General features: G+C 71.2%; 10 protein-coding genes and 1 pseudogene. 4 read left to right on the top strand and 7 right to left on the bottom strand.

Annotation, left to right across the window (positions count from 1 at the left end):
* Position 1: 1 nt before the first annotated feature.
* Positions 2-1,087, bottom strand: coding sequence for an L-threonine 3-dehydrogenase (gene tdh, locus BDW27_RS07925; protein WP_110048840.1), 1,086 nt, complete (start codon positions 1,085-1,087; stop codon positions 2-4).
* Positions 1,088-1,173: 86 nt separating this feature from the next.
* Here tdh and BDW27_RS07920 point away from each other — a divergent pair, with 86 nt between their 5' ends.
* Together BDW27_RS07920 and BDW27_RS07915 are read left to right on the top strand one after the other, a co-directional pair.
* The gene (locus BDW27_RS07920) at positions 1,174-2,139 is read left to right on the top strand and encodes a LysR family transcriptional regulator (RefSeq protein ID WP_110048839.1); all 966 of its coding nucleotides are present in this window, start codon (positions 1,174-1,176) and stop codon (positions 2,137-2,139) included.
* 192 nt (positions 2,140-2,331) lie between these two features.
* Positions 2,332-4,014 (top strand): thiamine pyrophosphate-dependent enzyme, encoded by a 1,683-nt coding sequence (locus BDW27_RS07915; RefSeq protein ID WP_017544512.1) that lies wholly within the window; start codon positions 2,332-2,334, stop codon positions 4,012-4,014.
* A gap of 149 nt (positions 4,015-4,163) precedes the next feature.
* Here the strand turns inward: BDW27_RS07915 and BDW27_RS07910 are convergent, their stop codons facing one another.
* Positions 4,164-5,069 carry a LysR family transcriptional regulator gene (locus tag BDW27_RS07910; protein ID WP_049571460.1) on the bottom strand — a complete coding sequence of 302 codons (906 nt, stop codon included), beginning with the start codon at positions 5,067-5,069 and terminating at the stop codon, positions 4,164-4,166.
* Between the two features lie 73 nt (positions 5,070-5,142).
* Between BDW27_RS07910 and BDW27_RS07905 the strand changes: the two are divergent.
* A pseudogene (locus BDW27_RS07905) lies at positions 5,143-6,157 on the top strand (DMT family transporter).
* Here BDW27_RS07905 and BDW27_RS07900 read toward each other — a convergent pair.
* From BDW27_RS07900 to BDW27_RS07885, 4 genes are all read right to left on the bottom strand, one after another.
* The gene (locus BDW27_RS07900; RefSeq protein ID WP_017544509.1) at positions 6,154-7,080 is read right to left on the bottom strand and encodes an RluA family pseudouridine synthase; all 927 of its coding nucleotides are present in this window, start codon (positions 7,078-7,080) and stop codon (positions 6,154-6,156) included. The pseudogene BDW27_RS07905 and the gene BDW27_RS07900 sit on opposite strands and share 4 nt — an antisense overlap.
* Entirely contained in the window at positions 7,077-7,655 is a 579-nt protein-coding gene (gene lspA, locus BDW27_RS07895) for a signal peptidase II (protein ID WP_017544508.1), read from the bottom strand. Before lspA ends, BDW27_RS07900 begins: the two co-directional genes overlap by 4 nt.
* Before the next feature lie 29 nt (positions 7,656-7,684).
* A complete protein-coding gene (locus BDW27_RS07890) occupies positions 7,685-8,095 on the bottom strand; it encodes a TraR/DksA C4-type zinc finger protein (protein WP_017544507.1) in 411 nt (136 codons plus the stop codon).
* A gap of 166 nt (positions 8,096-8,261) precedes the next feature.
* Positions 8,262-8,522, bottom strand: coding sequence for a hypothetical protein (locus BDW27_RS07885; RefSeq protein ID WP_017544506.1), 261 nt, complete (start codon positions 8,520-8,522; stop codon positions 8,262-8,264).
* Between the two features lie 364 nt (positions 8,523-8,886).
* Between BDW27_RS07885 and ileS the strand changes: the two genes are divergently transcribed.
* Positions 8,887-12,087 carry an isoleucine--tRNA ligase gene (gene ileS / locus BDW27_RS07880; protein ID WP_199560596.1) on the top strand — a complete coding sequence of 1,067 codons (3,201 nt, stop codon included), beginning with the start codon at positions 8,887-8,889 and terminating at the stop codon, positions 12,085-12,087.
* A 65-nt stretch (positions 12,088-12,152) separates the two neighbouring features.
* On the opposite strand, the gene BDW27_RS07875 is transcribed toward ileS, so the two are convergent.
* Positions 12,153-13,547 carry a hypothetical protein gene (locus tag BDW27_RS07875; RefSeq protein ID WP_110048837.1) on the bottom strand — a complete coding sequence of 465 codons (1,395 nt, stop codon included), beginning with the start codon at positions 13,545-13,547 and terminating at the stop codon, positions 12,153-12,155.
* Positions 13,548-13,611: the final 64 nt, after the last annotated feature.

Genomic DNA, 13,611 nt, shown 5'->3' with positions numbered 1-13,611 from the left:
GTCAGTCTCCTACTCGTCGCTGATCGTCGTTGTGAGCGGTCCCGGGCTGGGGGACCATCGGCGTGGTCCAGTCGATGACGACCTTTCCGCACCCGCCCGAGGCGGCGACCTCGAAGGCCTCCTCGTGCTGTTCGTAGCCGAACCGGTGGGTGATGATCGGACTGATGTCGAGGCCGTTCTCGAGCAGCACGGACATCGCGTACCAGGTGTCGAACATCTCCCGTCCGTAGATCCCCTTGACCGTGAGCATCCGGGTCACCACGGTCGCGAGGTCGACGGAGACGTCGTCGGACGGCAGGCCGAGGACGGCGATACGGCCGCCGGGGCTCATGCTGGAGATCGCCGAGGCGAGGGCCCTGGGCTGGCCCGACATCTCGAACGCGACGTCGAAGCCCTCCTTCATGTTGTTCGCCGCCATGACGTCGGCCAGGTCCTCCCGTGACACGTCCACGGCGATCGTGGCGCCCATGTCCCGGGCCAACCCGAGTCTGTACGGGCTCAGGTCGGTCACGACGACGCTGCGCGCTCCCGCGTGGCGCGCGGTCGCGGCGGCCATGATCCCGATCGGCCCCGCCCCGGTGACCAGGACGTCCTCGTTCATGACGGGGAAGGACAGCGCCGTGTGCACGGCGTTGCCGAAGGGGTCGAAGATGGCGGCGACGTCGAGGTCGATCGGGATGCGGTGCACCCAGACGTTCGACTCGGGAAGCGCGACGTAGTCCGCGAACGCCCCGTTCGTGTTCACCCCCAGACCGATCGTGCGGATGCACAGGTGACGGCGCCCGGCCCGGCAGTTGCGGCACTTGCCGCACACCAGGTGGCCCTCGCCGCTCACCAGGTCGCCGACCTTCACGTCGCTGACATCACCGCCGATGTCGACGACCTCACCGACGAACTCGTGTCCGAGGACGAGCGGCGGCTCGATCACGGAGCGCGCCCAGTGGTCCCAGGCTCTGATGTGGAGGTCGGTACCGCAGATTCCGGTGCGCAGGACCTTGATGAGCACCTCTCCGCGACCGATCTCGGGGTTCTTGACGTCGGCCAGGGTCAGCCCGGGCTCGCCGCGGAGTTTCGAAAGAGCCTTCATTCCCCCGATCATCACGTACTGGATATCATTAAGTCCATCACGAAGACCTGTAGAGAACCTTCCAGATTTCCTTCAAAGGAGACCGCGTGATCGACCCGCGCCGCCTGCGCGTTCTCCAGGCAGTCGCGCTCCACGGCACGGTCACCGCCGCGGCCCGGGCGCTCTACCTGTCACCGTCGGCGGTGTCGCAACAGTTGTCGGCGCTGGAGCGCGAGGTCGGACTCGACCTCTTCGAACGCCACGGACGGAACATCCGACTGACCTCCTCGGGGACGGTCCTCGCGGGATACGCCGTGCAGGTGTCCGCGATCCTCGAGCAGGCGGAGGCCGACCTGGCCGCGTCGGCGCTCGGAGAGGTCGGCACCGTGAGCATCGCGGCGTTCCCGTCCGCGATCATCGAGGTCGTGGCTCCCGCCCTCCGCGCGCTTCGGGCCTCCGCGCCGCACCTGCGCGCGCACGTCACCGACGCGGAGGGGGGCGTCGCGCAACGGCTCCTCGCCGAGGGCCAGGTGGACGTCTCGGTGTCGGTGGACTACCCGGAGGCCACGGTCTCGACCGCACAGGAGTTCAGTCACGCACGTCTGTACTCGGAGCCGTTGGACGCGCTCGTACCGTCGGACAGCGAACTCGCCGCCAGCACCCACCTGTCACTGTCACGTCTGGCCGGCGAGGCGTGGGTCACCCCGCTGCCGGGCAACCCGATCCACGACCTCACACTCCTCGCGTGTCAGCAGGCGGGCTTCCAGCCGCGCGTCGAGTCGGTCTCCAACGACTTCCGTGCGGTCAGCGCGCTCGTCGGCGCGGGCGTCGGCATCGCCCTCGCCCCGCGGTCGGCGGTAGCCGCCATCGACCTGCCGCGCGTCAGCGTCGTCCCGCTGAGGGGACGACCGCCCAGAAGGCACGTGTTCGTCTCCGTTCGCCGGGGCACCGAGGGGCATCCCCTGGTGAACGCTGTGCTCAGCGAGCTCCACGACCACGCCCGCGCCCTCGAACCACGAAGGAGGCGGTCGGCGGCACGGCCCCCCGACCACGAGGACGGGAGCTCCGCCTGACCGGTCGGCCCACCGGGCGGGCGCCACACGGGGGCGGCTTGGGGCGGCTCGGGGTGAGTTGTCCACAGGCGGCGACCCTCGGCCTTGACCGGCCCTGAGCCGCCTGCCAGAGTCAGCCGCATGTGTTCCGGAGCACACCCCGCCCCCGGAGCGCGCTGAGTGGACCTTGCGACGATGGAAGGACCCGCCTCCATGGCCCCTGCCGCACCACGGCCCCAGCCCCCGACCGACACCGCAGCGCACGCGACGGTCTCGGTCCTGGCCGCCGCCGGGATCAGACGGTGTTACACCGTCCCCGGCGAGAGCTTCCTCGAACTGGCCGACGCCATCGACCAGCATCCGGAGATGGCGCTGGTCTCCACCCGGCACGAGGGCGGAGCCGCCTTCATGGCCGAGGCCGAGGCCAAGCTCACCGGTATCCCGGCCGTGGCCGCCGCCACCCGGGGCCCCGGCGCGGCCAACCTGGCGGTGGGCGTGCACACCGCCATGCAGGACTCCACCCCCATGATCGTGTTCCTCGGACAGGCGGAGACCGAGCACCTGGGCCGTGAGGCCTTCCAGGAGGTGGACCTCACCGCCTTCTACGCACCCATCACCAAGTGGTCCACCACCGTGCACCGGGCGGACCGGCTGGCGGAGGTGACCGCGCGGGCGATCCGGATCGCCACCACCGGGCGGCCGGGACCCGTGGCCGTCGCGGTGCCCGGAGACCTGTTCGGGCAGCGGGTCGGCGCCCCGCCCGTACCGCGCGCCCCGCTGGTCCCCCGGCCGCCACTGGGCGAGGGGGACCGCGATCAGCTGGCCGCGTGGCTGGCCCGTGCGGTGCGCCCGGTGATCGTCGCGGGCGGCGGTGCGCGGGCGGCGCGCGAGGACCTCGTGCGCGTGGCCGAGCGCTACAGCGCCGGGGTGTACGCCGCCTGGCGACGCCAGGACGTCTTCCCCAACGACCACCCGCTCTACCTGGGGCACCTGGGGCTGGGCGCGCCGAGCGCGGTTCTGGGCGCCCTGGCCGACGCCGACGCCGTCCTGGTGGTCGGCTGCCGGATGAGCGAGACGACCACCCAGGGGTACCGGCTGCCCGAGTCGGACGGCCGCACCAGGGTGGCGCAGATCGACATCGACCCCGCGCAGGTGGGGGCCACCAAGGACGTGTGGCTCGGAGCGGTGGCCGACTCCGGCGAGGCGCTGCGCGCACTGGCCGGGGCTCCGGTGACGGTGGCCTACCGGGACTGGAGCGCGGCCCGTCGGCTGTGGGTCGAGAGCGCCACCGTCCCACCCGAGGCCGAGCGGCACCGGGGCCCGCGCATGCACCCGTGGTCGGTGATCGCGGGCATGCGAGAGGCTTTGCCCGAGGACGCCCTGATCACCAACGACGCGGGCAACTTCGCGTCCTTCCTGCACCGGGGCTGGTGGTACCGGCACGCGGACACGCAGTTGGCGCCGACCAGCGGCGCCATGGGGTACGCGGTGCCCGCCGCCGTGGCCGCCAAGCTCGCCGCTCCGGAGCGGACCGTGGTGGCGGTGGCCGGTGACGGCGGCGCGCTGATGACCGGGCAGGAACTGGAGACGGCGGTGCGCCACGGGGCGGCGATCACGGTGGTGGTGTTCCAGAACGGGCTCTACGGCACGATCGCCATGCACCAGGCCCGCGAGCTGGGCAGGATCGCGGGAACGGAGATCAGCGGACCGCTGGACCTGGCCGGGTACGCCAGGGCGCTGGGGGCCAGGGGCGCCACCGTGCACACCCGTGAGGAGTTGGAGAAGGCCCTGAGCGAGGCGGTGGGCGCGGACCTGCCCACCCTGGTGGACGTGCGCACCGACCCGGAGGTGATCAGCCCGACCGCCACCATGACGGACCTGCTCGGCGAGGCCTGAGTGCGGGGCGGGGCGGCTCGGGTCCGCCCCGCCCCGCCCGCCAGGGGTGAGGGCACGACCTGGCGATCGGACCCACCGGGTCGGACGCCTCGGCGGAGCGTCTCCCATGCGGAGGAAGAGGGGCACCGCGCCCACGACGGCCCCCCGGGTCACTCCGTGTAGGCGGCGGCCGCCTCCCGCAGGGCTCTGACCACGGCCCTGATAGCCGGGCGCCGGGAGGCGTCGGTGCGCCAGAACACGTAGACCTGGCGGACCATCGCGGGCTGCACGGGGACCACCGTCACGCCCTCGGGCAGGGGCCCCCTGCCCAGTCGCGGCATCACGGCGGCGCCGATCCCGGCCGCGATGAGGGCCAGCTTGGTCTGGTGCTCCTCCACTGAGTGGATGATGTGGGGTTCGGCCCCTCGGCCCCGGATGATGTCGTGCAGCCAGTCGTCGCAGATGGACCCCTTGGTCCAGCTGATCCACGGCAGGTCCAGGATCTCGTCCAGCTCCAGGATCTCCCGGTGGGCCAGCGGGTGGTCCGAGGGCAACGCGATGTCGCCGACGTCCTCCATGAGAGAGGCGCGGGTCATCCCCTGGGGCAGTTGGAGGGGCGCTCCCATCCAGTCCACGACCAGGGCGAGGTCGGCGTCGGCGCGCGCCATCGCGGGGACGCTCTCCTGGGGCTCGTCCTCGTGGAGTTCGACCCGCAGTCCGGGGTGGGCCTCGCGCAGGGCTGGCAGGGCGGCGGGCAGCAGTCCGCGCACCGCCGTGGGGGTGGCGGACAGGCGCAGGTGGCCGGTGACCTCGCCCCGGTGGGCCTCCAGGTCGGCCTCGGCCCGGTGGACCAGGGACAGGATGCGGGAGGTGTGCTCCACCAGGAGTTCGGCGGCGTCCGTGAGGCGCACCCCCCGCCCGTTGCGCTCGACCAGTGGTTGGCCGACCTCGCGTTCGAGCTTGGTCAACTGCTGGGAGACGGCGGAGTTGGTGACGTGGAGGGCCTGGGAGGCCGCGCTGAGGGACCCGTGGGCGGCGATGGCGTGCAGGACCCGGAGCCGGTCGACACTGAGCATGTAAGCAAAGCTAAGGCACCGGTTTAGAGATACGAAGTAGACCTAAGGGATCGTGCACAGATAGAAACATCCCATGTCCACTCTTCCCGACACCGTCGCTTCCTCCCCGCCGGTCGTCGCACCGCGCAGCGCCCCGTTCCTGAGCTGGCGCGCCAAGTTCGTGCTGCTCGCGCTCATCTGGGGCATGAGCTTCGTCCTGATCCGGATCGGCGCGGAGGTGCTCGCGCCGCTCCAGCTCGCCCTCGGGCGCATGGGCACCGGTGCCCTGGCCCTGCTCACCGTCCTCCTCCTCAGCCGGGGGGCGCCTGCCGTCCTCACCCCGGCTCTGGTGCCACATGTTCGTGGCCGCCCTGCTGCTGAACACCATCCCGTTCACTCTGTTCGGCTACGCCGGAAAGCTCATCCCGTCCGCACTGATGGGGATCGTCAACGCCTCCACCCCGCTGTTCGCCGTGGTGTTCGCCATGCTGATCCTGAGCGACGAACGACCCGACCGGACCCGCCTCCTCGGCCTGGGCATCGGCTTCCTGGGGGTCCTCACCGTCTTCGGTGTCTGGAACTCCCTGGGCCAGGTGAACGTCTCCGACGACGACGCCCTGCTCGGCATGCTCCTGGTGGTGGGCGCCACCGTCTGCTACGGGATCGGCACCCCCTACCTGCGCCGGTTCGTGGCGGGAAGCCCGCACAGCGCGCTGGAGCTGAGCTCCCTCCAGATGCTGCTCGGCACCCTGCCCCTGCTGGTGCTGACCCCGCTGCTCACCGAGGCCCCCACCGAACTGACCTGGCGGGTCGCCCTCGCGGTGACCGCCCTGGGCGTGTTCGGCACCGGGTTCGCCTACATCCTCAACTACGCGATCGTCCGGGCCGCGGGCGCCACCGTGGCCACCACCGTCACCTACGTCGTCCCGGTGGTCGCCGTCACCGCCGGTGTGGTCCTGCTCGGCGAGACCCTGACCTGGAACCAGCCGGTGGGGGCCCTGGTGATCATCCTGGGTGCGGCACTGTGCCAGCGGGTCCTGCACGTCCGCCGTCCGACCCCGGTGGGGCAGGACGGCGGAGGAGACCGGGAGGGGAGTGGCGCGCGCTAGTCCTCGCGGAGCAGCTCCACGGCGGCGCGCAGGTCGTCGGGGTAGGGGCTGGAGAACTCCACCGGGCGGTGCTCGGTGGGGTGGTCGAAGCCCAGCCGCACCGCGTGCAGCCACTGGCGCCTGACCCCGAGCCGCTCGGCGAGCGTCGGGTCGGCGCCGTAGAGGTAGTCGCCCACGCACGGGTGGCGCAGCGCGGACATGTGCACCCGGATCTGGTGGGTACGGCCCGTCTCCAGCTTGATCTCCAACAGACTGGCGGCCCGGAAGGCCTCCTGGGTGTCGTAGTGCGTCACCGAGGGGCGCCCGCCAGCGACCACGGCCCAACGGCCGTCACCGGCGGGGTGACGGTCGATCGGGGCGTCGACGGTGCCGCGCAGCGGGTCCGGGTGGCCCTGAACCAGCGTGTGGTACCGCTTGTCCACGGTGCGCTCCTTGAACGCCCGCTTCAGCACGCTGTAGGCGGTCTCGCTCTTGGCCACGACCATCAGACCGGTGGTGTTGGCGTCCAGCCGGTGCACGATGCCCTGACGCTCGGCCGCACCGCTGGTGGCCAGCTGCACGCCCGAGGCCAGCAGGCCCTCCAGCACGCTCGGGCCGGTCCAGCCGACCGTGGGGTGCGCGACCACGCCGACCGGCTTGTCCACCACGATGATGTCGGTGTCCTCGTGCACGATCCGCATGCCGGGGACCGCCTCGGCCCTGGGCACCGGGGCGGTGGGCGGCGGCGGGAGGGTGACCTCCAGCCAGGCGCCGGCGCTCACCCGGTCGGACTTGGCCGCCTCGGAGCCGTCGAGGAGGACCCCGCCGTCACCGATGATCTCGGCGGCGCGGGTGCGGGACAGCCCGAACATCCGCGCGATGGCGGAGTCGAGCCGGTCCCCCTCCAGTCCGTCAGGGACGGGCAGGCTTCTTGTGTCGCTCATGCGCCCTTCCCTTCGTCGTTGTCGTCGCGGTCCTTCTCGGCGCCCTCATCAGGCTCGGCGGCCTCGTCCTCGGCCCTCGTCCCGTCCAGGTTGAGCCCCTTGAACGTGAGCGCCACCACCAGGCAGGCCCCGACCACCACGCAGGAGTCGGCCAGGTTGAACACCGGGAAGCTCCCGACGCTGATGAAGTCGACGACCGCGCCCGTCCCGGGCGTCTCGCCCCGGAAGTAGCGGTCGACGAGGTTACCCGCGGCGCCGCCCATCATCAGGCCGAGCGTCGCGCCCCACCACAGGCTGCGCACGCGCCAGCCGATCCAGGCGATCGCGAGGACCACGATGGTGGCGATGGCGGTGAACACCCAGGTGTAGCCGGTGCCGAGCGAGAACGCGGCACCGGTGTTGTAGACCAGGGTGAACTGGACGAAGCTGCCGAGGACGTCGAGGCGCTCACCCTGGGAGAAGGCGGCGAGCACCCATTCCTTGGTGATGAGGTCGGCGACGATCGCGGCCAGCGCGACCAGCAACAGGAGTACGTACCTGCGCGGCCGGGCGACGGTGTTGTCGGTCGTGGTCATGTTGCTGTCCCCGGAGGGCTCTACCTCAGTCAGCGACGCTCCTCGCGCTGTTTGCAGTTGACGCACAGGGTGGCGCGCGGAAAGGCCTGTAGACGTGCCTTCCCGATGGCCTGGCCGCATGACTCACAGACCCCGTAGGTCCCCGCGTCCATCCGTTCGATCGCCCGCTCGCTCTTGGCGAGCAGGTCACGAGTATTGTAGGCCAACGCCAGATCGTGTTCGCGCTGGAAGGTCTTCGCCCCGGCGTCCGCGGGGTCGTCGCCCGCACCCTCGACCGGATCGGTGAGCCGCTCCGCGAGCGCTTCCTCGCCTTCCCTGAGTTCCGCCCGCTGGGCCGCCATCTCGCCCTCCAGCTGCTTCCGGACCTGAGCGAGCTCTCCCGACGTCCAGGGCTCCTCGCCCTGTCGCACCGGCAGCGCCGCCGCCTCGGTGGCCTTCATCGCACTCCCCCTCCGCGTACCCACGGCCCCGCACCCCTCCTGAACTGGGGGGGTCTCCCCTTCGGAACGGCCGTGAGTGGTGCCGTGAGCCTAGGCAATCCCCCGGTCCAAGGCAACGATCCCGGCGGTGCGGTGCGGCTGGTGAAGGGGACTCACTCCCCCGGGGTCACTCCGCCACGGCGAAGCCGCCGTAGTCCTCGGCGAGCAGCCGCAGGTGGGGTTCGTCGAAGACCGCCGAGCCGCCGTGCGGTCCGGTCAGCACCTCGATCACCCAGTCGGCGTCCTCGGCGTCGTCCTCCCCCGCGAGCATGTCCCGGTACACCCTGCACGGTTCGTAACCCTGCTCCTGGAGCTGCTCGGCGAGCTCCTCCGCGTCCTCGCGGTCGGCCAGGGTCACCAGCACCGCGCCCCGTGTCCGCTCCGCCATGGCCGCACCCCCAACTAAAGCGCGGCGCGCCTGGCCGCACTGCGTTATCCTGAAGTCGTGTCGATGGGGACGAGTAACGCTGGCCCCGACCGGACGGACACAGCCTAGAGGGGGCTGGACCGCCCAAGCGACCCGGGGACGGTGCGAGCCCGGGGGCAACGACCAGCGCGAAGATCACCCCGGAGCCGCCGGAAGAACAGGTCGTGCACCGCGCGCACCCCAGTAGAACCGGCACGAACCCAACGAAGTGGGACCCGCCACCGATCCGCCCAGCGGACCCGGACGCGGCTCCAAGGAGGGTGGTACCGCGGGGCCCGGCCTCGTCCCTCCGTCAGGAACACCCCTGATGGAGAAAGGTACGACGGTGACCGACGACCCCCGGCCCGAATCCCGCGCGCTGCCCCAGCTGCCCGCCCAGATCGACCTGCCCGCGACGGAGCGCGAGATCCTCGGCCGCTGGTCGAAGGAGAACGTCTTCCAGCGCTCCCTCGAACAGACGCGCGGCAACGAGAACTGGGTGTTCTACGAGGGCCCGCCCACCGCTAACGGCCAGCCCGGCGTGCACCACGTCGAGGCCCGCGCGTTCAAGGACGTCTTCCCGCGGTTCCGCACCATGCGCGGCTACCACGTCGACCGCAAGGCCGGCTGGGACTGCCACGGCCTGCCCGTCGAGGTCGCCGTGGAGAAGGAACTCGGCCTGAGCGGCAAGAAGGACATCGAGGCCTTCGGTATCGCCGAGTTCAACGAGCGCTGCCGCGAGTCGGTCCTGCGCAACGTGGACGCGTTCACCGCCATGACCGAGCGCATGGGCTACTGGGTGAACATGGACGACGCCTACCGCACCATGGACCCACAGTACGTGGAGTCGGTCTGGTGGGCGCTCAAGCAGATCTGGGACAAGGGCCTGCTGGTCCGCGACTACCGGATCAGCCCCTACTGCCCCCGCTGCGGCACCACGCTCTCCGACCACGAGCTGGCCCAGGGGTACGAGACCGTCACCGACCCGTCGGTGTACGTGCGCTTCCCCATCACCTCGGGGCCGCTGGCAGCTCCCGAGCACCCCACCTCACTGCTGGTGTGGACGACCACCCCGTGGACCCTGGTGTCCAACACCGCCGTGGCCGTGCACCCGGACGTCCGGTACGTGGTGGCCACCAACGGCGACGAGCGGCTCGTGGTCGCCGAACCGCTGTTCGGGAAGGTCCTCGGTGAGGGCTGGGAGCTCACCGGCGAGAGCTACGAGGGCGACGAGATGGAGCGGTGGACCTACCAGCGCCCCTTCGACCTCGTCCCCTTCGACGAGCCCGCGCACTACGTCGTGCTCGCCGACTACGTCACCGTCGAGGACGGCACCGGTCTGGTCCACCAGTCCCCCGCCTTCGGCGCCGACGACATGCTGGTCTGCCGCTCCTACGGCCTGCCCGTGGTCAACCCGGTCCGCCCGGACGGGACCTTCGAGGCCGAACTCCCCCTGGTGGGCGGGGTGTTCTTCAAGGAGGCCGACAAGACGCTGGTCCGCGACCTCAAGGACCGCGGTCTGCTCTTCCGCCACCTGAACTACGAGCACTCCTACCCGCACTGCTGGCGCTGCCACACCGCGCTGCTCTACTACGCGGTCCCGTCCTGGTACATCCGCACCACCGCCGTCAAGGACGAACTCCTCGCGCAGAACGACGTCACCAACTGGGTGCCGGAGAACGTCAAGGAGGGCCGCTTCGGCGAGTGGCTGCGCGGCAACGTCGACTGGGCGCTGTCCCGCAACCGCTACTGGGGCACCCCGCTGCCGATCTGGGAGTTCCCCGACGGCCGCCGGATCTGCGTGGGCTCCCTGGAGGAGCTGAGCGAGCTCAGCGGCCAGGACCTGTCCAACCTGGACCCGCACCGCCCGTTCGTCGACGACGTCGTCATCCCCGACCCCGACGCCGACCCGTCCCTGCCGGAGGACCAGCGGGTCGCCCGCCGCGTGCCCGAGGTCATCGACGCCTGGTTCGACTCCGGTTCCATGCCGTTCGCCCAGTGGGGGGCGCCGCACCAGAACAAGGAGACGTTCGAGGAGAACTTCCCCGCTCAGTACATCTCCGAGGCCATCGACCAGACCCGCGGCTGGTTCTACTCGCTGCTCGCGGTGAGCACCCTGGTGTTCGGCCGCAACTCGTTCGAGAACGTGGTCGTGCTCGGCCACATCCTCGCCGAGGACGGCCGTAAGATGAGCAAGCACCTGGGCAACGTCATGCAGCCCATTCCGGTCATGGACCGGCACGGCGCCGACGCCCTGCGCTGGTTCATGCTGGCCAGCGGCTCACCGTGGACCGCCCGACGGGTCGGCCACGCCGCCCTGGAGGAGATCGTCCGCAAGGTGCTGCTGACGTACTACAGCACGACGTCGTTCCTCACCCTGTACGCCAACGCCGGGAACGGCTGGGACCACTCGAAGCTGGCCGACGCGCCCGCTCCGCAGGACCGCCCGGTGCTGGACCGCTGGCTGCTGTCGGAGCTGAACGAGGTCGTCCGGGACGTCACGAAGGCGATGGAGGAGTTCGACACGACCGGGGCCGGGCGCCGCCTGACCGCGTTCGTGGACGACGTCTCCAACTGGTACGTGCGCCGTTCCCGCCGCCGGTTCTGGGGCGGGGCCGACACCCCCGAGGGCGCGGCCGCCTTCGCGACGCTGTTCGAGGCGCTGGAGACCGTCACGCTGCTGATGGCGCCGATCGTCCCGTTCCTGACCGAGCACGTGTGGTCGGCGCTGCGCCGCCCGGAGGCCGCCGACTCGGTGCACCTGGCGTCGTGGCCCCGGGTGAACGAGGACCTGATCGACACCGAGCTGTCGAAGAACATGGCGCTCACCCGCCGTCTGGTGGAACTGGGCCGGTCCGCGCGGGTCGACTCGGCCATGCGTACCCGTCAGCCGCTGGCCCGCGCCCTGGTGGGTGCCCCGGGCTTCGCCGGCCTGCCGGAGCAGCTGCGCGGCCAGGTGGCGGAGGAGCTCAACGTGGCCGGTCTGGACTCGCTGTCGTCGGTCGGCGGGGACCTCGTGGACTACGTCGTCAAGCCGAACTTCCGCGCTCTGGGCAAGCGGTTCGCCAAGCGCACGCCGCTGGTGGCCAAGGCCATCCAGGCCGCCGACCCGGCCGCCCTGGTCGCGCAGGTCCGTGACACCGGCTGGGCGCAGGTGCGGGTCGAGGACGAGCCGGTCGAGGTCAGCGCCGACGAGGTGCTGGTGACCGAACAGCCCCGCGAGGGCTGGGCCGTGGCCTCCGAGGCCGGTGAGACCGTGGCCCTGGACCTGGAGCTGACCCCGGAGCTGCGTCGCGCGGGTCTGGCCCGCGAGATGGTCCGGATGCTCCAGGAGGCCCGTAAGAACAGCGGCCTCGACGTGTCGGACCGCATCCACGTGTGGTGGACCACCGGTGACGACGCGATCCGTGAGGCCCTGACCGAGCACGGTCGGACCATCGCCGGCGAGGTGCTCGCCGACGCCTTCGTGGCCGGTGTGGCCGAGGACGCTCCCCACTCGGCGGAGTCGGAGGAGTTCGACGTGGTCTTCGGCTTCCGCCGCGCCTGACGTCGATCGCAGCGATGTGGAAGGGCCCGGCTCGATGATGAGCGGGGTCCTTCCGTGTTCCTGGGTCAGGCGGAGAGGGAGGAGTCCGGTTCCCTGGTGCGTCCCGAGTCCTCCACCCGGTCCTGCGGTTCCTCGCGGTCCTCGGGGCCTTCGGGTGTGTCGGTTTCGGGGGCCGAGGTGTCCGCGGGGTCCTCGCGGACGGGTTCGTCCTCGTTCTCGCGGGCGCTCTCCGGTGCCGTGTCCGACTCCTGGGGCTCCAGGGAGGTCTCGGCCTCCTCCGTCCGGGCGTCCTGCTCGGTCCGGGCCTGTTCGGACGCGACCCGCTCGACCTGGGGGTCCTGCTCAGGCTCGACCTGTTCGGACGCGGCCTGCTGGAGCCCTTCCTGGTCGGACTCTGCCTGCTCGACCTGGGGGTCCTGCACAAGATCGACCTGTTCGGACGCGGCCTGCTCTGACTCGGTCTGGTCGGACTCTGCCTGTTCCGACTCGGCCTGATGGGGCTCCGCGTGGTCGGACTCCCGCTGCGGCTCGCCTTCCTCGGGGTCATCGCCGTGTGCGTCGAGGAGGGCCGCGTAGGCCACGGACGGTTCCACGTCCTCGGCGGGGTCCGGGGCCTCGCGGCCGAGGTCCTCGGGCGCCCGGTCCTCCTGGTGCGGCTCCTGCGCGTGTGCCTCGTCATCGCTCTCGGGGAGCGGCGCGACATCCACGGTGGTCTCTTCGGCGGGGATCTCCGCAACGGAGGTCCACTCGTCCGCCCTCTCGGGCTCGATGACGGACTCGTCCGGTTCCGTGACCGGTTCCCTCTCCGCCACAGCCACCACGGGCTCCGGCGCGTCCTCGACCTCGGTCACCTCGGTCGGGTCCAGCGCGGCCTCGTGGATTGCCTCCCTCTCGGGGGTCTTCTCGACCTGCGGGGGTTCGTCCGATCCGTCGGGTTCTGGGACGGGCTCGGGCCTCTCGGAGTGCTCTTCCGGCTTCGGCTCGGCTTCCGGTTCGACGACCGGTTCGGGCCAGCTCCCCATGGTGGGGGTCTGCCAGCGGGGAACCTCGAACTCCGCTTCCTCTTCGTTCTCCTCGGCGGCCACGGCGCGCGGCCCACCGACCTCGTGCCCCGTGGGCACGGAAGGCTCCGTAACGGCGGATTCCCGCACCGGCTGAGCAGCCGGTGCGGGTACGCGCCCGGAGTGCTCCGGTTCCCACTGTGTGCCCGGTACCGCGCCGGCCGCCGAAGCGGCGGCCACCACGGGGACGGACGACTTCCCCAAACCGTCCGTCCGTGCCGTGTCCGAACTGCTCCCGCCGAACCGCCCCTGGATGAGCGCGCCCAACAGAAGAAGGACGCTCAACCCGCCGAGTCCCAAGGCGAAGTACACCAGGGTGGGCTCGGCGAGCACCAGGGCGGCCGCGATGACGACAAGGGCCGCCAGTACCGCCACGGTGGCGAGGAGGCTAAGGATCACGGGTCGACCAGGGCCTTTACACGTGTGGAGCCGGAGTTTTCAGTTGTTCGGAGCCGCATCCGCT

It is taken from the genome of Nocardiopsis sp. L17-MgMaSL7, assembly GCF_003182025.1.
GTDB lineage: Bacteria > Actinomycetota > Actinomycetes > Streptosporangiales > Streptosporangiaceae > Nocardiopsis > Nocardiopsis prasina.
The sequence above is the reverse complement of the archived record's forward strand: the minus strand, read 5'-3'. Positions and strand labels throughout refer to the sequence as shown.

Coding starts and splice junctions, on each gene's coding strand:
- tdh (WP_110048840.1), bottom strand. CDS start 1,087: ATGAAGGCTCTTTCGAAACTCCGCGGCGAGCCCGGGCTGACCCTGGCC.
- BDW27_RS07915 (WP_017544512.1), top strand. CDS start 2,332: ATGGCCCCTGCCGCACCACGGCCCCAGCCCCCGACCGACACCGCAGCG.
- BDW27_RS07910 (WP_049571460.1), bottom strand. CDS start 5,069: ATGCTCAGTGTCGACCGGCTCCGGGTCCTGCACGCCATCGCCGCCCAC.
- BDW27_RS07900 (WP_017544509.1), bottom strand. CDS start 7,080: ATGAGCGACACAAGAAGCCTGCCCGTCCCTGACGGACTGGAGGGGGAC.
- lspA (WP_017544508.1), bottom strand. CDS start 7,655: ATGACCACGACCGACAACACCGTCGCCCGGCCGCGCAGGTACGTACTC.
- BDW27_RS07890 (WP_017544507.1), bottom strand. CDS start 8,095: ATGAAGGCCACCGAGGCGGCGGCGCTGCCGGTGCGACAGGGCGAGGAG.
- BDW27_RS07885 (WP_017544506.1), bottom strand. CDS start 8,522: ATGGCGGAGCGGACACGGGGCGCGGTGCTGGTGACCCTGGCCGACCGC.